Annotated in this window: 17 protein-coding genes; 7 read left to right on the top strand and 10 right to left on the bottom strand. The window is 67.1% G+C overall.

The window, feature by feature from the left end:
- Positions 1–17 precede the first annotated feature (17 nt).
- From PCQ86_RS05965 to lgt, 5 genes are all read right to left on the bottom strand, one after another.
- Positions 18–845 (bottom strand): enoyl-CoA hydratase/isomerase family protein, encoded by an 828-nt coding sequence (locus tag PCQ86_RS05965; RefSeq protein ID WP_270175079.1) that lies wholly within the window; start codon positions 843–845, stop codon positions 18–20.
- Positions 846–912: 67 nt separating this feature from the next.
- Positions 913–1,938: a Bug family tripartite tricarboxylate transporter substrate binding protein gene (locus tag PCQ86_RS05960; RefSeq protein WP_088887419.1), complete on the bottom strand. Its 1,026-nt coding sequence runs from the start codon at positions 1,936–1,938 to the stop codon at positions 913–915.
- Positions 1,939–2,084: 146 nt separating this feature from the next.
- Positions 2,085–3,551 (bottom strand): malonyl-CoA decarboxylase, encoded by a 1,467-nt coding sequence (locus tag PCQ86_RS05955; RefSeq protein WP_270175078.1) that lies wholly within the window; start codon positions 3,549–3,551, stop codon positions 2,085–2,087.
- The gene (locus PCQ86_RS05950) at positions 3,548–4,219 is read right to left on the bottom strand and encodes a GntR family transcriptional regulator (RefSeq protein WP_011804511.1); all 672 of its coding nucleotides are present in this window, start codon (positions 4,217–4,219) and stop codon (positions 3,548–3,550) included. Before PCQ86_RS05950 ends, PCQ86_RS05955 begins: the two co-directional genes overlap by 4 nt.
- Before the next feature lie 235 nt (positions 4,220–4,454).
- Entirely contained in the window at positions 4,455–5,279 is an 825-nt protein-coding gene (gene lgt / locus PCQ86_RS05945) for a prolipoprotein diacylglyceryl transferase (RefSeq protein ID WP_270175077.1), read from the bottom strand.
- Positions 5,280–5,460: 181 nt separating this feature from the next.
- Here lgt and bfr point away from each other — a divergent pair, with 181 nt between their 5' ends.
- The gene (bfr, locus tag PCQ86_RS05940; RefSeq protein ID WP_011804509.1) at positions 5,461–5,943 is read left to right on the top strand and encodes a bacterioferritin; all 483 of its coding nucleotides are present in this window, start codon (positions 5,461–5,463) and stop codon (positions 5,941–5,943) included.
- A gap of 13 nt (positions 5,944–5,956) precedes the next feature.
- Here the strand turns inward: bfr and PCQ86_RS05935 are convergent, their stop codons facing one another.
- Positions 5,957–6,385, bottom strand: coding sequence for a PaaI family thioesterase (locus PCQ86_RS05935; RefSeq protein ID WP_270175076.1), 429 nt, complete (start codon positions 6,383–6,385; stop codon positions 5,957–5,959).
- 154 nt (positions 6,386–6,539) lie between these two features.
- The gene (gene ilvD / locus PCQ86_RS05930) at positions 6,540–8,396 is read right to left on the bottom strand and encodes a dihydroxy-acid dehydratase (RefSeq protein WP_270175075.1); all 1,857 of its coding nucleotides are present in this window, start codon (positions 8,394–8,396) and stop codon (positions 6,540–6,542) included.
- Between the two features lie 229 nt (positions 8,397–8,625).
- Here ilvD (PCQ86_RS05930) and ilvD (PCQ86_RS05925) point away from each other — a divergent pair, with 229 nt between their 5' ends.
- On the top strand, positions 8,626–10,320 hold the full coding sequence (gene ilvD, locus PCQ86_RS05925) for a dihydroxy-acid dehydratase (RefSeq protein ID WP_196995097.1): 1,695 nt from the start codon (positions 8,626–8,628) through the stop codon (positions 10,318–10,320).
- 132 nt (positions 10,321–10,452) lie between these two features.
- Here ilvD (PCQ86_RS05925) and PCQ86_RS05920 read toward each other — a convergent pair whose 3' ends face one another.
- Positions 10,453–10,695: a TIGR04438 family Trp-rich protein gene (locus PCQ86_RS05920; protein ID WP_011804505.1), complete on the bottom strand. Its 243-nt coding sequence runs from the start codon at positions 10,693–10,695 to the stop codon at positions 10,453–10,455.
- Positions 10,696–10,803: 108 nt separating this feature from the next.
- On the opposite strand from PCQ86_RS05920, the gene PCQ86_RS05915 reads away from it, so the two are divergent.
- Positions 10,804–11,109, top strand: a complete 306-nt coding sequence (locus tag PCQ86_RS05915) for a c-type cytochrome (protein ID WP_011804504.1) — start codon at positions 10,804–10,806, stop codon at positions 11,107–11,109.
- An 87-nt stretch (positions 11,110–11,196) separates the two neighbouring features.
- Here PCQ86_RS05915 and PCQ86_RS05910 read toward each other — a convergent pair whose 3' ends face one another.
- Complete coding sequence (locus PCQ86_RS05910; protein ID WP_011804503.1) at positions 11,197–11,706, bottom strand: hypothetical protein; 510 nt, start codon at positions 11,704–11,706, stop codon at positions 11,197–11,199.
- A gap of 597 nt (positions 11,707–12,303) precedes the next feature.
- Positions 12,304–14,301, bottom strand: a complete 1,998-nt coding sequence (gene acs, locus PCQ86_RS05905; protein WP_015912709.1) for an acetate--CoA ligase — start codon at positions 14,299–14,301, stop codon at positions 12,304–12,306.
- A gap of 205 nt (positions 14,302–14,506) precedes the next feature.
- On the opposite strand from acs, the gene PCQ86_RS05900 reads away from it, so the two are divergent.
- The 4 genes from PCQ86_RS05900 to proX all read left to right on the top strand — a co-directional run bounded on the left by PCQ86_RS05900 (position 14,507) and on the right by proX (position 19,407).
- Positions 14,507–15,118, top strand: a complete 612-nt coding sequence (locus tag PCQ86_RS05900) for a TIGR00645 family protein (RefSeq protein WP_011804501.1) — start codon at positions 14,507–14,509, stop codon at positions 15,116–15,118.
- Between the two features lie 656 nt (positions 15,119–15,774).
- On the top strand, positions 15,775–17,064 hold the full coding sequence (gene proV / locus PCQ86_RS05895) for a glycine betaine/L-proline ABC transporter ATP-binding protein ProV (RefSeq protein WP_270175074.1): 1,290 nt from the start codon (positions 15,775–15,777) through the stop codon (positions 17,062–17,064).
- Between the two features lie 24 nt (positions 17,065–17,088).
- A complete protein-coding gene (gene proW, locus PCQ86_RS05890) occupies positions 17,089–18,291 on the top strand; it encodes a glycine betaine/L-proline ABC transporter permease ProW (protein WP_270175073.1) in 1,203 nt (400 codons plus the stop codon).
- A 36-nt stretch (positions 18,292–18,327) separates the two neighbouring features.
- Entirely contained in the window at positions 18,328–19,407 is a 1,080-nt protein-coding gene (gene proX, locus PCQ86_RS05885; protein WP_231403361.1) for a glycine betaine/L-proline ABC transporter substrate-binding protein ProX, read from the top strand.
- The last annotated feature ends 194 nt before the right edge of the window (positions 19,408–19,601 follow it).

The raw sequence follows: 19,601 nt of genomic DNA, 5'->3' as shown, positions 1-19,601 counted from the left end.
GTGCACACACAAAGGATTCAGAAAACGGGAGCGCGCTTGGCCAGGAAGGCGTTGATGCCCTCGCGGTGTTCGGCGCTGTCGGCATAGGCGTAGGGGTCGGCCAGTGCGTTATTTGCTATCAAATCAGAAGCTGCTTGCGCTTGCTGGTCGGGCGCTAGCGGCCCATTCTTTCGTATAGCGCGCAAGGTCTGCTTGTTGAGCCGAGCCGCACCGGGCGCCAAGGCCGCGATGCGCAGCGCCGTGCCCAGGGCTTGCGCATCCAGCTGCTCGGCGTCGACCACGCGGCTCAGAAAGCCCCGCTGCGCCATCTCGGCGGCGCTGAAGGTGGCCGCCTCCAACAGCATCTGGCGCGCCGTCACGTCGCCCACGGCGCCCGCCACCAAGGCGGCCTCGCGCGGCGCCATCGGAAAGCCCAGCTTGGCGATGGGCGCGCCGAAACGCGCGCCGGCAGCGGCAATGCGGATGTCGCAGCAGCTGGCGATCTCCACGCCTGCGCCCATGCAGGCGCCTGCGATGCGCGCGACGATGGGCACGTCGCAGTCCAGCATGGCCGCCAGCCCGCCCCAGACATCGCTCTCGTGGAAGTCGCGCAGCTGCGCGGGGTCGAAGCGAAAGGCGGGGTACTCGGAAATATCCCCCCCCGCACAGAACGCCTCCCCTGCCCCCTCGATGAGCACGCAGCGCACGCCCTCGCTGCGCTGGATGTCCAGGAACACCGTGCGCAACTGGCGCCACATGGCGCGCGACATGGCGTTGAGCCTGCCCTCGTGGCGCAGCGTCACGCGCACCACGCCGCGGCCAGCGGCCTCTCCTGCGGCCATGGCCGCGACAACTTCACCTGGCATGCGATCGGACTCTCTTCGTGGGGGTGGCGGCGGCGCCACTGGAGGGGCGCCGCAGTGGGGGACTACATCACTCCAGCTTGGCGCCCGAGGCCTTCACCACCTGCGCCCAGCGCTTGATCTCGCTGCTCACCATCTTGGCGAAGTCCGCCTGCGACAGCGTGCCGAACTCCGCGCCGTTGCCGGCCCAGATGGCCTTGAGCTCCTCGGCCTGGCCGAGCTTGCGGATCTCCTCGACGATGCGCGCCTGCAGATCGGCCGGCGTGCCCTTGGGTGCCCACAGGCCATACCAGGTGGACACGGTGTAGTCCGGCAGGCCCACCTCTGCCGCGCAGGGCACGTCGGGGAAGGCCGGGTTGCGCTTGGAGCCCGACACCATCAGCGCCTTGATGCGCCCGCCCTTGATGTGCGAGGCCGACGAGCCCAGGCCGTCGAACAGCATGTCCACGTTGCCGCCGATCAGGTCCTGCAGCGCAGGGCCCGCGCCGCGATAGGGGATGTGGGTGATGAAAGTCCCCGTCTGCAGCTTGAACAGCTCGCCCGCCAGGTGGTGCGAGGTGCCCGAGCCGGCCGACGCATAGTTCAGCTTGGCGGGGTTGGCCTTCACGAAGTCCATGAATTGCTTCATGTTGGTGGCCGTCACGTTGCGCGGGTTCACCACCAGCACCTGCGGCACGTTGGCCACCAAGGCCAGCGGCACGAAGTCCTTTTCCAGGTCGTAGTCCAGCTTGGGGTACATGGACGGTGCAATCACATGGTGCACGCCACCCATGAACAGGTTGTAGCCATCGGCTGGCGCCTTGGCCGCCACGCTGGCACCCACGGTGCCGCCCGCGCCGCCGCGGTTGTCGATCACCAGCGTCTTGCCCGTGGATTTGGCAAACTGCGCAGCCAATGGGCGCGCAAAGGCATCCGTGCCGCCGCCCGCGGGGAACGGCACCACCATGTTGACCGGTTTGGTCGGCCAGCCGCTGGCGCCTTGCGCCCAGGCACCGCCCGTGGCCAGCGCCAGGCCCGCAGCGCCGGCTGCGCGCAGCATGTCACGGCGTTGCAGCGCGGCGGTGGCGATCTGGCTCAAGTTCTCTCTCTCTCGCATGGCGTTGTCTCCTGTCTTTCTGTTGTGAAAAGGGTGGGTTGGCAGGTGCTCAGGCGCGGCGCGCCCGCTCGGCCAAGGCCGCCGAGGGCAGCTGGGCGCGAGCATACAAGGCCCGCCGCGCCCGCTGGCGCCGAGGCAGCGCGCCGTCAGTCACGGCACAGGCTGTCGATATCGCCCGACACGGGCACGCGCCCCTGCGCAAGCAGGCCGTGGTGCTTGTCGATGCGCTTGAGGTCATACAGGTAGTTGACCATCAGCCCGAAGGACTGCTTGAGCCCCTTGGCCGACGGGTCGCCCGCCCAGTTCAACCGCTCCACGCGCGCGCCATTGCCCAGGTGAAAGCGCGCCACCGGGTCCACCGGCTTGCCGTCGTGCAGCTCGCGTCCCAGGTAGCGCGCCGCGCACTGCATGAGCAGCTGGCGCACGGGTGACTTGGGCGGCAGCTCCAGCGCCTTGTCGGCCGCGGCCAGCACATGCGCGGCCTGCGGCGGCTCGAAGCCCACGGCGCGGCCCAGTTCGGCCAGGCGCTTCTCGTCGAGCTGCTCCAGCTGCGCGGCGCAGTTCTTGGACAGCCAGGAACGAAAGCCCGGGATCGGCGAGAGCGTGGCGAAGGTGCGCAGGCGCGGGAAGTCCTGCGTGAGCGTCTCGGCCACGTGCTTGATGAGCGAATCGCCGAAGCTCACGCCGCGCAGCCCCGTCTGCGTGCTGCTGATCGAGTAGAAGATCGCCGTAGTGGCACGCTGGATGTCGGCGGCCTCGGCGGCCTCGTCCAGCAGCGGGGTGATGCTGGACGAAATCTCGTTGACCAGCGCCACCTCCACGAAGATCAGCGGCTCATTGGGCAGGCGGGGGTGAAAGAACCCGTAGCAGCGGCGGTCGCTGTCCAGTCGGTTCTTCAGGTCCGCCCAGCTGCGGATGTCGTGCACCGCCTCGTACTTGATGAGCTTTTCGATCAGCGAAGCGGGCGAATCCCACGACAGGCGCCTCAGTTCGAGGAACGCCACATCGAACCAGGTGGAGAACAATTGCTCCAGCTCCGCGTCCAGCGGCAGCAGGCGCTTGTCGCTCTTGAGCAGGGGCAGCAGCTCGGCGCGCAAGTCCACGAGGAAGCGCATGCCTTCCGGAAACACCGCAAAGCGCTGCAGCAGCCGTGTACGCGGCGACACCATGGCGCGGCGCAGGTGGGCTTCGGCCTGGGGCGCATCGTCGGTGCCGGCGGCGGCCTCGTAGCGCTGCTGGGCCGATTTGAAACGCGTGGCATCGGGCGCGAACTGCTCGCACATCAGCAACCACAGGTCGCGCCGCTCTTCGGGCGTGGCCTCGGCGTACCACGCGGCAATGGCCTGCGCGCGGCGCCCGCCTTCGATCTCGCTCACGCGCGGGGCCACCACTTCCTGCAGGTCGGTCAGCAACCGGCGCAGCACGCGGGGCGACAGCACCTCGCCGCTCCTGCGCAGCGTGGCCTGCAGGCGCTCGTGCGTGGAGCGTTCGGCCGCAGGCTTGGGCGACGCGGCGCTTGCGCCGTCCTTGTCCTTGTTCTTGCTGGCGGCTTTGCTGTCTGCGGACCGCAGGCGGTCCACGTTGCGCGAGATCCAGGTGGAGGCGGCGTTCATGGTGTGATCCGTGAGGGGTGGTTGCGTGCAAGCTCGCGCAGCGCGTCGCGCTGCGCCAGAAGGTGGTTGCGCATGGCCTGCTCGGCCGCGGCGGCGTCGCCCTTTTGAAGTGCGGCGAACACCTGCCGGTGCTCCGACAGGCTCTGCTGCAGCCGGCCGGGCACCTGCAACGTCTGGTGCCGCGCCAGGCGCAGGATCTTGCGCAGGTCGCCGATCACCTGGGCCAGCCAGCGGTTGTCCGCCAGGGTGATGAAGGCCTCGTGGATGGCGTAGTTGGCTTCGTAGTATTCGGTGATGCGCCCCGCCTCGGCATGGTCCTGCAGGCGCTGGTGCAGCACCTGCAGCGCGTCGATGTCGGCGGGCCCTGCGTGCTCGGTGGCCTCATAGGCCGCACGGCCCTCCAGCAGCGCGATCACGGGGAAGATCTCCTGCAGATCGCGCTCCGTGATCTCGGCCACGAAGCAGCCGCGGCGCGGCTCATGGCGCAGCAGCCCTTCCGCCACCAGCACCTTGAGCGCCTCGCGCAGCGGCGTACGCGACACGGCCAGCCGCTCGCACAGCGCGGCCTCGTCCACGAAGCTGCCCGGCGCCAGTTCGCCCGCAAAGATCTGCTGACGCAGCATCTCGGCGGCCTGGTGGTGCAGGGAATTGGCAGGCGGACGGCGCATGGTGAATGGGCGGCAGGCGTTATGACGTCACGAATGGCACACAAGTGGTCGCGAAACTGCATCATTTCGCGTAATTTTCAATAATTATGAAAGCATGCCAAGCCGCCGGGATGGGGACTATCCCTAGCGGGGCATATTGACGCAACGCGGCAACACTCCGCCACCGCGCCGCCCGCAAGGAACAATCAAAAAAAAGAGCTGCCGGCGCTTGCTGGACAAGCGCTGGCGCCTTTTTTTATGCAAATCCCTCAGGAGCGTCCTGCCGCTGCGCCCAGACCCACATCGCCACCCCGGCCGCCACCATCGGGATGCACAGCCACTGGCCCATGCTCATGCCCAGCGACAACAGGCCCAGGAAGCTGTCGGGCTCGCGGAAGTATTCGGCCGTGAAGCGCAGCACGCCATAGCCCACGAGGAACGCCGCCGCTACCTCGCCACGCTTGCGCGGCTGGCGCGCATACAGCCACAGCAGCACGAACAGCAGCAGGCCTTCGAGCAGGAACTGGTAGATCTGCGACGGATGGCGCGGCAGCATGGAGCCGCTTTGCGGGAACACCATGCCCCAGGGCAGATCCGGCGGCGCGAAGCGCCCCCACAGTTCGCCGTTGATGAAGTTGCCGATGCGCCCGGCCGCCAACCCCGTGGGCACGCAGGGCGCCACGAAATCGGCCACCTGCAGCCAGGGCCTGCGGCGCGAATGCGCAAACCACAGCATGGAACCGATCACGCCCAGCAACCCGCCGTGAAAGCTCATGCCGCCCTGCCACACGTAGAAGATCTCCAGCGGGTGGCTCAGGTAGTAGCCCGGCTTGTAGAACAGGCAGTACCCCAACCTCCCGCCCACCACCACGCCCAGCACGCCCAGGAACAGGATGTCCTCCACGTCCTTGCGCGACCACGCCTGGTCGCCACGCAGGGATGCGTAGGGCTGGTGGCTCAGGCGGCGCATGCCCAGGAACATGAACAGCGCAAAACCGGCCAGATAGGTCAGGCCGTACCAGTGGATGGACAAAGGCCCGACCTGCAGGGCCACGGGGTCGATTTGGGGGTACATCAGCATGGCGGGCATTGTGCCGCAGGGCCGTGACACGCCCGCGCCTATCCAACGCTGCCAGGATGAGAATGCGCCTGCGTACGGCCCGCATCCAGGGCGCCCATGCCCGGGAATTGACGGCCGCCATTGAACCGGCGCGCAAGGCGCCGGATACTCACGCCATCACCACCCCCATGAGAACAACAACATGCAAGGCCACCCGGAAGTCATCGACTGCCTCAAGGATCTGCTGCGCGGCGAGCTGGCCGCGCGTGACCAGTACTTCATCCACTCCCGCCAGTACGAGGACCAGGGCCTCACCCGCCTGTACGAGCGCATGGGTCACGAGATGGAGGAGGAAACCCAGCATGCCGACGCCATCCTGCGCCGCATCCTGATGCTGGGCGGGCGCCCCGACATGCGCCCGCACGACTTCACGCCCGGCGAATCCGCGCAGGAGATGTTGCGCAAGGACCTGGACACCGAATACACCGTGCAGGCCCGCTTGAAGGCCGCGATGGCCCTGTGCGAATCCCACCGCGACTACGTGAGCCGCGACATGCTGCTGGCCCAGTTGCGCGACACCGAGGAAGACCACGCCTACTGGCTGGAAAAGCAGCTCGGCCTGATCGAGAAGATCGGCCTGCCCAACTACCTGCAAACCCAGGCGGGCGGCCCTTCGGGCTCGTGAGGCTGCGGCGCTCTCAGGCGCCGGCCGGCACGTTGACCATGGTGGCCTGCATCAACGCCACCACCTTGTAGTCGGGCCCGTCGCCCGTGTACGCGCGCACTTCGCCGGTGCACACGGTGAGCATGCGCCCGGCGTTTTGCACCTTGCCCACGGCCAGGAAGCGCGTCCCCATGGCGGGCCGCATGAAGTTGGTCTTGAATTCCGCCGTGACGATCTCGCAGCCGGGGGGCGAGCGGGTCAGCGCCGCGTAGCCGCAGGCGCTGTCCACGATGCTGGTGATGGCCCCCGCGTGCACGAAGCCCTGCTGCTGCGACAGGTGGGTGGAAAACGGCATCTCGATATGCACCTCACCCTCCGCCACCAGCGCCAGGCGGGCGCCGAGGGTGGCCATCAAACCTTGTGCCGCGAAGCTGGCTGCGATGCGTTGCTGGAACTCGTTCATGGGCGATGGCATTCCGTTGCTACAACAAAAAGAGCTGTTGGCGCTGGCAGCGTGGCCATTTGAAGCTTAAACGCACCTGTAAATCGCGTCCGTCCAGCGCGAGCAGCTCATAAATCAGGAGCGCACGCCCGGCATGGGCGTGCACCGCACCACGTCAGTCCAGCAGCGACACGTCGCGCACGGCGCCCTTGTCGGCCGACGTCACGAGCTTGGCATAGGCCTTGAGCGCGGCCGAGACCTTGCGCGGACGTGGCTGAGCGGGCTTCCAGCCCCTGGCGTCCTGCTCGGCGCGGCGCTGGGCCAACTCCTCGTCGCTCACCAATACGTTGATGGTGCGGTTGGGAATGTCGATGCGGATGCGGTCGCCGTCGCGCACCAGGCCGATCGCGCCGCCGGCTGCCGCCTCGGGCGAGCAGTGGCCGATGGACAGGCCCGAGGTGCCGCCCGAGAAGCGCCCGTCGGTCAGCAGCGCGCAGGCCTTGCCCAGGCCCTTGGACTTGATGTAGCTCGTGGGGTAGAGCATTTCCTGCATGCCGGGGCCGCCCTTGGGGCCCTCGTAGCGCACCACCACCACGTCGCCGGCCTTCACTTTGTCTGCCAGGATGTTCTCCACCGCCTCGTCCTGGCTTTCGACCACATGCGCCGGGCCTTCGAAGACCAGGATGGATTCATGAACGCCCGCGGTCTTGACCACGCAGCCGTCCTTGGCGATGTTGCCGGTGAGCACCGCCAGGCCGCCTTCCTTGCTGAAGGCGTGCTCTGCGGAGCGGATACAGCCCGCGGCGCGGTCCAGGTCCAGGCTGGGCCAGCGCACGCTCTGGCTGAAGGCGACCTGCGTGGGCACGCCGCCGGGGCCGGCCTTGTAGAACGTCTGGACGGCTTCGTCCTGCGTGCGCGTCACGTCCCACTGCGCCAGCGCCTCGCCCAGCGTGGGCGCGTGGATGGTGGGCACGTCGGTGTGCAGCTTGCCCGCACGCTCCAGCTCGCCCAGGATGGCGAAGATGCCGCCGGCGCGGTGCACGTCCTCGATGTGGTACTTGTCGGTGTTGGGTGCCACCTTGCACAGCTGCGGCACGCTGCGCGACAGGCGGTCGATGTCGGCCATGCTGAAGTCGATGCCGGCCTCCTGCGCAATGGCCAGCAGGTGCAGGATGGTGTTGGTGGAGCCGCCCATGGCGATGTCCAGCGTCATCGCGTTCTCGAAGGCCTTGAAGCCGACCGAGCGCGGCAGGATGCGCTCGTCGCCCTGCTCGTAGTACTGGCGCGCCAGCTCCACGATGCGCCGGCCCGCGCGCTTGAAGAGCTGCTCGCGGTCGGCGTGCGTGGCCACCACGGTGCCGTTGCCGGGCAGGGACAGGCCCAGCGCCTCGGTCAGGCAGTTCATGGAGTTGGCGGTGAACATGCCCGAGCAGGAGCCGCAGGTGGGGCAGGCATTGCGCTCGGCCTCGGCCAGGTCGGCATCGCTCACCTTGTCGTCGGCGGCCATCACCATGGCGTCGATCAGGTCCAGCTTCTTGATCTGGATGGTGCTGGTGCCGGGCACGGTCTGCTGCACCTTGCCGGCCTCCATGGGGCCGCCGGAGACGAAGATCACCGGAATGTTCAGCCGCATGGCGGCCATGAGCATGCCGGGGGTGATCTTGTCGCAGTTGCTGATGCAGACCATGGCGTCGGCACAGTGCGCGTTCACCATGTATTCCACGCTGTCGGCAATGATGTCGCGGCTGGGCAGCGAATACAGCATGCCGTCGTGGCCCATGGCGATGCCGTCATCCACGGCGATGGTGTTGAATTCCTTGGCCACGCCGCCGGCGGCCTCGATCTCGCGCGCCACGAGCTGGCCCAGGTCCTTCAGGTGCACATGGCCGGGCACGAACTGGGTGAACGAGTTGACCACCGCGATGATGGGCTTGGAGAAATCGGCGTCTTTCATGCCGGTGGCGCGCCACAGGGAGCGGGCCCCTGCCATGTTGCGGCCGGCGGTGGAGGTCTTGGAACGGTATGCGGGCATCGTGGTTGCGGGAGATGAGTGGCTCAGGAAAGTCGATGGGCCCGTGCGCTTGGGGGCCTGCGCGCGCCGCAGCGGAAACCTCTTGAGCCCCGCCCTAGGCAAAACCGTTTGATTATGTCGTAGCCCCGGTACCCACGTTGGCGCCCTGGCCCCGCATTCACCCGCATGGACAGCCGCTGCGGCGGCGTCCACACTCGGCCGTCTCGCCACCGCAGAAGCAGGACCCGCCATGACCGACCCGCTGCCGCTGAACCGCCGCTCCGCCCACATCACCCAGGGCAAGGCGCGCGCGCCCAACCGCTCCATGTTCTACGGCATGGGCTACCAAGAGGGTGACTTCGCCAAGCCCATGGTGGGCGTGGCCAACGGGCACAGCACCATCACGCCCTGCAACAGCGGCCTGCAACGACTGGCCGACGCGGCCATCGCAGGCATCGAGGAAGCGGGCGGCAACGCCCAGGTCTTCGGCACACCCACCATCAGCGACGGCATGGCCATGGGTACCGAGGGCATGAAGTACAGCCTGGTGAGCCGCGAGGTGATTGCCGACTGCGTCGAGACCTGCGTGCAGGGCCAGTGGATGGACGGCGTGGTCGTCATCGGCGGCTGCGACAAGAACATGCCCGGCGGCCTGATGGGCATGCTGCGCGCCAACGTGCCGGCGATCTACGTGTATGGCGGCACCATCCTGCCGGGCCGCTGGCAGGGGCAGGACCTGAACATCGTGAGCGTGTTCGAAGCCGTGGGCCAGAACGCGGCAGGCAGGATGACCGACCAGGAACTCAAGGACATCGAGCAGCACGCCATCCCGGGCACGGGTTCGTGCGGCGGCATGTACACGGCCAACACCATGTCCTCGGCCTTCGAGGCGCTGGGCATGAGCCTGCCCTACTCCTCCACCATGGCCAATCCGCACGACGAGAAAATGAACTCGGCCCGCGAATCCGCCCGTGTGCTGATCGAGGCCATCCGCAAGGACTTGAAGCCACGCGACATCGTCACGCGCAAAGCCATCGAGAACGCCGTGGCCGTGATCATGGCCACGGGCGGCTCCACCAACGCGGTGCTGCACTTCCTGGCGATCGCGCACGCGGCGGGTGTGGAGTGGTCCATCGACGACTTCGAGCGCATGCGCAAGAAGGTCCCAGTGATCTGCGACCTCAAGCCCAGCGGCCGGTACCTGGCCGTCGACCTGCACCGCGCGGGCGGCATTCCCCAGGTGATGAAGGTGCTGCTGAATGCCGGCCTGTTGCACGGCGACTGCATGACCATCACCGGCAAAACCATCGCCGAAACCCTGGCCGACGTACCCGACGCGCCACGGCCGGACCAGGACGTGATTCGCCCGATCGACAAGGCGCTGTACCGCGAGGGGCACCTCGCCATCCTCAAGGGCAACCTGAGTCCCGAGGGCGCCGTGGCCAAGATCACCGGGCTGAAGAACCCCGTCATCACCGGGCCCGCGCGTGTGTTCGACGACGAGCAATCGGCGCTGCAGGCCATCCTGGACGGCAGGATCGTCGCGGGCGACGTGATGGTGTTGCGCTACCTCGGCCCCAAGGGTGGCCCGGGCATGCCGGAGATGCTGGCCCCCACGGGCGCGCTGATCGGTGCGGGCCTGGGCGAGAGCGTGGGCTTGATCACCGACGGGCGCTTCTCGGGCGGCACCTGGGGCATGGTGGTGGGCCACGTCGCGCCCGAGGCGGCTGCGGGGGGCACTATTGCGCTGGTGCAGGAGGGCGACACGATCACCATCGACGCCCACCAACTGCTGCTGCAACTGCACGTGGACGACGCCACGCTGGCACAGCGCCGCGCCGCCTGGCAGCCACCCACGCCGCGCTACATGCGGGGCGTGCAGGCCAAGTTTGCCTTCAACGCCTCCAGCGCCAGCAAGGGTGCGGTGCTGGATGACTTTTCATGAAAAATGCCGAAAACGCTTATCCAATAAGCGCCAGCAGCTATCAAAACAGGATCATTGCTGCGCCAGCACCGCCCAAGAAAAACCCGCAGGGCGCGTGCACCGCTGCGGGTTGTCTGGACAGGGAAGAAGCCCTCAGCGCGGTCGGCGCGGACCCATGCCCATGGATTCCTTCTGCTTGTTGATGCGGTCCTTGCGGCGCTGGTCCATCTTTTCCATGGCCTTGCGCTTGGTGTAGCCGGTGGCATCCGCCCAGGCCCACCAGGCCGCAGCTACCGCAAAAGGAGACAACACCCACCACCATGACCAATTCGCCACAGGGCCGATCTCCAGATATTTGAGAAGTATCAACAAGATGCCTAAAAGCAGCGCATACATGGTCACATCCTTTGGTGCCGCGCGAGCTTTGGCCTGGAGCCCGTCAACGGCGAACACTACAATCCCATTGAAGGCTAAATGTACCCCAACCCTAGAGGAAACCCCGCGATGAAGCGCACACTGATCACCCTCGCCATGACGCTGTCGGTTGCAGCCCCTGCATTCGCCGACCAGGCCCTGGCAACCTCCAAGAACTGCATGGCTTGCCACGCCGTGGACAAGAAGCTGGTGGGCCCGTCCTACAAGGACGTTGCCGCCAAATACGCGGGCCAAGCAGGCGCCGCAGACAAACTGGCCGAGAAGATCATGAAGGGAAGTTCCGGCGTGTGGGGCCCCGTGCCCATGCCCGCCAACGCCCAGGTGAACGCCGCCGACGCCAAGAAGCTGGCGACCTGGGTCCTGTCGCTCAAGTAATCCAGAGGGGAAAGCGCCTTCGCGGCGTGCCCTGCAAAAAGGCCGCAGCGCTCACGCCCTGCGGCCTTTGTTATGGCGCAAGGGCCGTCAGAGCCTGAGTTCCGGCTCCGTGCGCACCGGCGGCACGGGCTGCACGGCTTTCGGCTCGCCCCGGCGGTGCAATTGGTCTTCCAACTGTCCCACGTAGGCGGCAGTGATGTTGTCCGATTCCTGCGCCCGCGCGCTCAGGCGCGCCTCCAGCGCGTCCAGGCGCGCCATCAGGGCGTCGTAGCCCGTGCGGTGCTGGGTTTCCAGGAACTGGCGCAGCTCCGTGAAACGCGATGCCTCCGCCCGGTCGGCCAGTTCGCGCTGCGCCGCCATCTCCTTGGCATGGCGGCGCGTCTCCATGAGCACGGAGCCCTGCAGCGTCAGCACATAGGCCAAGAAAAAGGCCCCCAGCAGGACGGTCAGCCCCAGCATGATGAGCCCCAGGGGCGCCTGCACCGTGGCCACGCCCAATGAAACGACGGTGGGCACCGAGAGCGTCGCCCAATTGAGTGCTGCCAACGCACCGATGGCCACGACGATCAATAAAAGGATGAGGGTTTTGAGCTTCATGCGAGGGACTCCTGATGGCCAGCTGGACCGCTATCTGTGTTCAACCCACGGGATGTGCGGCCAATGCGCGGGTTGTACCCCATGGCGGCATGCCCGTCATGGCCCAACCCGGTATTTGCGCCCTGCTCCTACAACGCCAGGGTTCAAAGCTGCTTCGCCCGAAATGAAAAAGCCGCCTGGCAAGAAGCGGCTTGGGTCTGCAAAGTCTGGACGACGACGCCTCGCGGCACCCCTTCACCCGCAGGGCTGGGCCCACCGATGCAGGTTTTGCCGGCACTCCACATCTGCTGCGCAGATAGGAGTGCCGCCCAACCCCGCAAGCGCTGCGCGCCGGCGCCTTGCGGCGCCTCCTGCATCAGTTGGACTGCGCCAACTGATCCAATGTTTTTTTGCCAGCACGTCACATCTGCTGCGCAGATATGAGTGCCGTCCAACCCCGCAAGCGCTGCGCGCCGGCGCCTTGCGGCGCCTCCTGCATCAGTTGGGCTGCGCCAACTGATCCAATGTTTTTGCCAGCACGTCACATCTGCTGCGCAGATATGAGTGCCGTCCAACCCCGCAAGCGCTGCGCGCCGGCGCCTTGCGGCGCCTCCTGGATCAGTTGGACTGCGCCAACTGATCCAGGATTGCGGGGTTTTCCAGGGTGCTGGTGTCCTGGGTGATGGGTTCGCCCTTGGCGATCGAGCGCAGCAGGCGGCGCATGATCTTGCCGCTGCGGGTCTTGGGCAGGTTGTCACCGAAGCGGATGTCCTTGGGCTTGGCGATGGGGCCGATCTCCTTGGCGACCCAGTTGCGCAGTTCGGTGGCGATCTGCTTGGCCTCCTCGCCCGTGGGGCGCGAGCGCTTGAGCACCACGAAGGCGCAAATCGCCTCGCCCGTCAGGTCGTCGGGACGGCCCACCACGGCGGCCTCGGCCACGAGGTCCGTCTTGGCGACCAGGGCGGACTCGATCTCCATCGTGCCCATGCGGTGGCCCGACACGTTCAGCACGTCGTCGATGCGGCCCGTGATGCGGAAGTAGCCACGGTCGGCACTGCGCACGGCGCCGTCGCCGGCCAGGTAGGTGGTGCCCCCCAACTCTTCGGGGAAGTAGCTTTTCTTGAAGCGCTCGGGGTCGCCCCAGATGGTGCGGATCATCGAGGGCCAGGGCCGCTTGATCACGAGCATGCCGCCCGCGCCGTTGGGCAGGTCTTTGCCGGTTTCATCGACGATGGCGGCCTGGATGCCCGGCAGCGGCAAGGTGCACGAACCCGGCACGAGCGGCGTGGCACCCGGCAGCGGGGTGATGACGTGGCCGCCGTTTTCGGTCTGCCAGAACGTGTCCACGATAGGACAGCGCTCGCCGCCCACATGGCGGTAGTACCACATCCAGGCCTCGGGGTTGATGGGCTCGCCCACGCTGCCCAGGATGCGCAGGCTCGACAGATCCCAGTTCTTGGGGTGCACGCTCTCGTCGGAGTCGGCCGCCTTGATGAGCGAGCGGATGGCAGTGGGCGCCGTGTAGAACACCGTGACCTTGTGGCGCTCGATCATCTGCCAGAAGCGCCCGGCGTTGGGGTACGTGGGTACGCCCTCGAACACCACCTGCGTGGCACCCGCAGCCAGCGGACCGTAGGCCACGTAGGTGTGGCCCGTGATCCAGCCGATATCGGCCGTGCACCAGAACACGTCGTCGGGGCGAATGTCGAAGGTCCACTCCATCGTCACCTTGGCCCACAGCAGGTAGCCGCCGGTGCTGTGCTGCACGCCCTTGGGCTTGCCCGTGGAGCCGCTGGTGTAGAGGATGAACAGCGGATGCTCCGCGCCCACAGGCGTGGGTGGGCATTCGGTGCTCTGCCCGGCCAGGATCTCGGAGAAGGTCTTGTCACGCCCCGCCACCATGTCGCAGGCCGTGGCCGTGCGCTGGTATACGAAGACATTCTTGATGCTGTCGCAGCCGCCCATGGACAGGCCCTCGTCCACGATGGCCTTCAGGGGCAGTTCCTTGCCGCCGCGCAATTGGTAGTTGGCCGTGATCACCGCCACGGCACCCGCATCAATGATGCGCTCGTTCAGCGCCTTGGCAGAGAAACCGCCGAACACCACGCTGTGCGTGGCGCCGATGCGCGCACAGGCCTGCATGGCCACCACGCCTTCCACGCCCATCGGCATGTAGATGAGCACGCGGTCGCCCTGCTGCACGCCATGCGCCTTCAAGGCATTGGCGAACTGGCTCACGCGCTCCAGCAGTTGCCGGTAAGTGACCTGGGTGACGGTGCCGTCGTCGGCCTCGAAGAGGATGGCGGCCTTGTTCTCGACCGGCGTGCCCATGTGCTTGTCCAGGCAGTTGGCACTGGCGTTGAGCTCGCCGTCGGCAAACCACTGGTAGAACGGCGCCTTGGACTCGTCCAGCGTCTGCGTGAACGGCTTGGTCCATTGCAGGTGCTCGCGCGCCAGGCGCGCCCAGAAGCCCTCGGGATCCTTGTTGGCTTCGGCGCACAGGGCCTCGTAGCCGGCCATGCCCGACACGCGGGCCGCCTTCACCACGCTATCGGCAGGCGGGAAGACGCGGTTCTCCACCAATACGGATTCGATGGCATTGGACGATGCACTCATGGGTTTGTCTCCTGAAGCTAAGAATTTTGAGTGGTACTTTCAGCCCTGGTACTTACAGGCCACTGACGGAGCGCCACAGCATACGGCAGCGCTCCAGCGCCATGCCCTGGCATGCGTGAAATGCCTGACGGTGGCATGTCTTCGGGGCGAAACGGGCTGCCCCTAAAATGGCGCGCCTCACCTTCCCGACGCATTTCCCGTCACCATGACTTCCCCTTCCCCCCATTCCGCCCACATGGCAAACGCCCCGCTGCGCCCCCTGCCCGCCCTGATCTTTGCCAGCCGCTGGCTGCAACTGCCCCTGTACCTGGGCCTGATCGCCGCCCAGGGCGTCTATGTCTGGCACTTCCTGCTGGAACTGTGGCACCTGGTGGAAGCGGCTTTCGGCCACGAGGCCGCGCTGCAGGCGCTCATCACCAGCATCGGCTACAAGCCGGACGCGCCCGTCACCTCGCTCAACGAGACGGTGATCATGCTGGTGGTGCTGGCGCTGATCGATGTGGTGATGATCTCCAACCTGCTCATCATGGTGATCGTCGGGGGCTACGAGACCTTCGTGAGCCGCCTTGGCCTGGACCGCCACCCCGACCAGCCCGAGTGGCTGGGCCATGTGAACGCCTCGGTGCTCAAGGTGAAGCTGGGCCTGTCGATCATCGGCATCAGTTCGATCCACCTGCTCAAGACCTTCATCAACGCCGCCAACTACAGCGAGAAGGTGCTCATGTGGCAGACCATCATCCACGTCACTTTCCTGTTCAGCGCGCTGGCCATCGCACTCACCGACCGGCTGCTGCACACTTCCGAGGACAAGCACTGAGGCATGCGGCCGGTCACCCGGCCAATCGCCCGCAAACCCATGGAGCGCCCGCGCTCCATGGGTTTTTTGCTTCAAAAGCCCTCCAGCGCCCATGCAGCAAGCGCGAGCAGCTATTAATTTTGCAGCGATCGGCGAGCCTGCCATCCGTCCACGCGCGAAATAGCACAAATCAAAAAACCCGTTTTTTGACTAAAAAATACCGAATAACTATACTTTCACGGTGTTTTACAACCTGCCACGCAGGTAATTCGCTCTTTGTGGCTGCGTTGCCCGAGAGCGCCCCGTGCCAACGCGCCTCCCACTGCTGGCGGCCCTGGCACACAGGCCGAAGTATTCGCCCCTGATGCCCCAGGGTGCCCTGCCGCCAATGCGCGGCGCACGGTACCCGCGTGACTGCGCAAGTCCTCAGCCAGACCTCTTGCGCCGCGCACCCAGGCCCTTGCGCACCGTTCGCGTGCCATTCGGGCCGATCTGGTCACTTTTCGTGTCCGCCCTCTTCCCGGCCCTGCAGGCCGCGCCCGTCGATTGGCGACGCGCGTGCCCTCGCGGGGACGCCGCATCGGGGTCGTGTGTGCCGCTTTGGCCTTTGCGTTCCTGCCGCCATTGGTGCGGCAGGGGCCCGTTCAACCCGTCACAACCGAGGAAGGACCCACACGGTGGCCAAGCAAATCATCATCGACCATGTCTTCAAGGTCTTCGGCGACTCGCCGCAGGAAGCGCTGCGCCTGGTGCAGCAGGGCCTGAGCAAGCAGCAGATCCTGGAGCGCACGGGCCATTCCATCGGCGTGTTCGATGCCAGCTTCACCATCGAGGCCGGCGAAATCTTCGTCGTCATGGGCCTATCGGGCTCGGGCAAGTCCACGCTGGTGCGCATGCTCAACCGCCTGATCGAGCCCACCAGCGGCCGCATCCTGGTGGACGGCCAAGACATCAACCGTCTGGGCGACCGCGAGTTGCGCGCGCTGCGGCGCAAGGACGTCAGCATGGTGTTCCAGTCGTTCGCCCTGATGCCGCACATGACGGTGCTGGACAACGCCGCCTTCGGGCTGGAACTCGCCGGAGTGGCCCGTGCCGAGCGCCAGCAGGCAGCGCAGGAGGCCCTGCAGCAGGTGGGCCTGGGCGCCTGGGGCGCCAGCTACCCCGACGAACTCTCGGGCGGCATGCAGCAACGCGTGGGGCTGGCGCGCGCGCTGGCAGCCGACCCGTCCATCCTGCTCATGGACGAGGCGTTCTCCGCGCTGGACCCGATCATCCGCACCGAGATGCAAAGCGAGCTGCTGCGCCTGCAGCAGATCAAGCGCCGCACCATCGTCTTCATCTCGCACGACCTGGACGAGGCCATGCGCATCGGCGACCGCATCGCCATCATGAAGGACGGCCACGTGGTGCAGGTGGGCACGCCCGACGAGATCCTGCGCGCGCCAGCCAACGACTACGTACGCAGCTTCGTGCGCGGCGTGGACGCCGCGGCGGTGTTCAAGGCGGCCGACATCGCGCGCCAGGCGCTCACCGTGGTGTCCGAGCACGACGACCGCGGCTGCCGCGCGGCACTGCGCCTGCTGGAGGACTCGGACCGCGACCACGCCTACGTGCTCAACAGCCGCAAGCGCCTGCTGGGCGTGGTGTCGTCGCAGTCGCTGCGCGAAGCGCTGCACGGCCGCCAGGGCGCGCTGGGCCTGCACCACGCCTTCTTGCCCAATGCCCAGCCGCTGGATGCCTCCACGCCGGTGGCGGACCTGTTCGGCCCCATGAGCAGTGCGCCCTGCCCGCTGCCGGTGGTGGACGAGGACGGCATCTACCAGGGCGTGATCAGCCGCACCACGCTGATGAAGTTCCTGGACCGCGACACGCCGCCCGTGCCGCCGCCGCAGGCGGAGGTGCCACCCATCCAGCTCAACGCCCACTTCCCGGCGCAAGCCAGCACGCCGGTGGCAGCGCCCCGCTAAGAACAACCCAAGGAGAGGACACGCATGAACGACACAACGCAAGAGACCGCCGCCATCGACGATCCCTGGGCACCCGCCGACGCCGCGCCCACTCAGGCGCAAGCACAAGCCAGCGACCCCTGGGCCGCCGACACGACGCTGCAACCCGCGGATGCCGATCCGTGGGGCGCTGGCGGCACCGCCGGCACCGATGCCACGGCCGGCGTGGACTGGCTTGACGCCGCGGCGGCGCCGATGCCCGAGCCCGACGCCGGCCTGGCCGGCCTGTGGCAGCAGGTCGCCACCGACGGCCTGCCCGTGCAGGGCTGGATCAACGAGGGCCTGCATTGGGTGGTGGAGAACTTCCGCCCGTTCTTCCAGGCGGTGCGCGCGCCCATCGACGCCACGCTCACCGGCGTGACCGACCTGCTGCTGGCCGTGCCCGCGCCCGCGCTCATCGCGCTGGTCACGCTGCTGGCCTGGCAGTTCGCCGGCCGCGGCCTGGCCGTGGGTGCGGCGCTGTCGCTGGGGCTGGTGGCGCTCTTGGGCATCTGGCCCGACGCCATGGTGACGCTGGCGCTGGTGCTCACATCGCTGTTGTTCTGCGTCGTCATCGGCCTGCCCATGGGCATCGTGCTGGCGGCCAGCGAACGCGCACAGCGCTGGACGCGCCCGCTGCTGGACGCCATGCAGACCACGCCCGCCTTCGTGTACCTGGTGCCGGTGGTGATGCTGTTCGGCATCGGCAACGTACCGGGCGTGATCGTGACCATCGTGTTCGCGCTGCCGCCGTTGGTCCGCCTGACCAACCTGGGCCTGCGCCAGGTGCGCCCTGATCTGATCGAGGCCAGCCGCGCCTATGGCGCTTCGCCCCTGCAATTGCTGTGGAAGGTGCAGCTGCCGCTGGCCATGCCCTCGATCATGGCGGGCATCAACCAGGCCTTGATGCTGTCGCTATCGATGGTGGTCATCGCCTCGATGATCGCCGTGGGCGGCCTGGGCCAGATGGTGCTGCGCGGCATCGGCCGGCTGGACATGGGCCTGGCCACCGTGGGCGGCCTGGGGATCGTGCTGCTGGCCATCGTGCTGGACCGCCTCACCCAGGCCATGGGCCAGCCGCGGCGCGCCAGTGCGCGCTGGTGGCACACCGGCCCCGCGGGCCTGGTGCTGCGCGCCGTGCGCGGCAAGCCCGCAGCGCCCGCGCCGCATGCCGCCCCGCTTGCCACCCCCCGCAACTCCGCGGCCTGACACCACTCCCGTTCACCACCAGAAAGGAAACCCCGGATGACTCTTCTGTCGCTGACCTCTCCCACACACACTGCACGTTCCGGCGCATGCGCCGCCCTCGCCCGCCGCCTGCGCGCGCCGCTGGCCGCGGTTGCCGCGGGTCTGGGCCTGGCGCTGGGCGCCACCGCTGCGCTGGCCCAGCCCACCGCCCTGCCCGGCAAGGGCGTGAAGGTGCTGCCTCTCAAGAGCTCGATCGCCGAGGAGACCTTCCAGACACTGCTGGTCATGAAGGGCCTGGAAAAACTCGGCTACGACGTGCAGCCCATCCAGGAGGTGGAGTACCCCACGGCCCACATCGCCATCGGCAATGGCGACGCCACGTTCATGGCCGACCACTGGAACCCGCTGCATGCCGACTATTACAAGAACGCCGGCGGCGACGCGAAGCTCTACCGGCGCGGCACCTACTCGGGCAACGCGGCGCAGGGTTACCTGATCGACAAGAAGACCGCCGACGCGCATGGCATCACCAACGTCGAGCAGCTCAAGGACCCGAAAATTGCCCAGCTGTTCGACACCAACGGCGACGGCAAGGCCGACCTGACGGGCTGCACGCCCGGCTGGGGCTGCGAGGCCATGATCGAGCACCACCTGGACGCCTACGGCCTGCGCAACACCGTCACGCACCAGCAGGGCACCTACTCCGCGCTGATCGCCGACACCATCACGCGCTACCGCGCAGGCAAGCCCGTCCTGTACTACACCTGGACGCCCTATTGGGTGAGCAACGAGCTCAAGCCCGGCAAGGACGTGGTCTGGCTGGAAGTGCCCTTCTCCTCCCTGCCCGGCGAGCAAAAAGGCCTGGACACGCGCCTGCCCAACGGCAAGAACTACGGCTTCGTGGTGAACCAGCAGCAGATCGTGGCCAACAAGGCCTGGGCCGAGGCCAACCCCGCCGCCGCCAAGCTGTTCGAAGTGATGCAGCTGCCCGTGGCCGACATCAACGCCCAGAACCACCTGATGAGCCGGGGCCAGAACAAGGCCGCCGACATCGAACGCCATGTGAACGGCTGGATCAAGGCACACCAGAAGACCTTTGACGGCTGGGTGCAGCAGGCGCTGGCCGCGGCCCGCTGACGGGTGCCTTTGCAACAATTTGCATAAAAACAGGAGATAACGCCCGTCCCTCATGCGCGAACAGCTATCTTTTAAGTAGCGCAAGAGTCGGACGGGGCGGGCTTTCGCCCCGCCCATGCCTGCGGGCGAGGCGTTGCCATTGGTTGCATTTGGCGCGCTTGGTGCCACCGCGGCCAGGCCCCGGGGGTGGCCCG

Source organism: Diaphorobacter sp. ED-3, assembly GCF_027625375.1.
In the GTDB taxonomy this organism is placed as follows: domain Bacteria; phylum Pseudomonadota; class Gammaproteobacteria; order Burkholderiales; family Burkholderiaceae_C; genus Diaphorobacter; species Diaphorobacter nitroreducens.
This window is presented reverse-complemented; position numbering and strand designations above follow the sequence as displayed.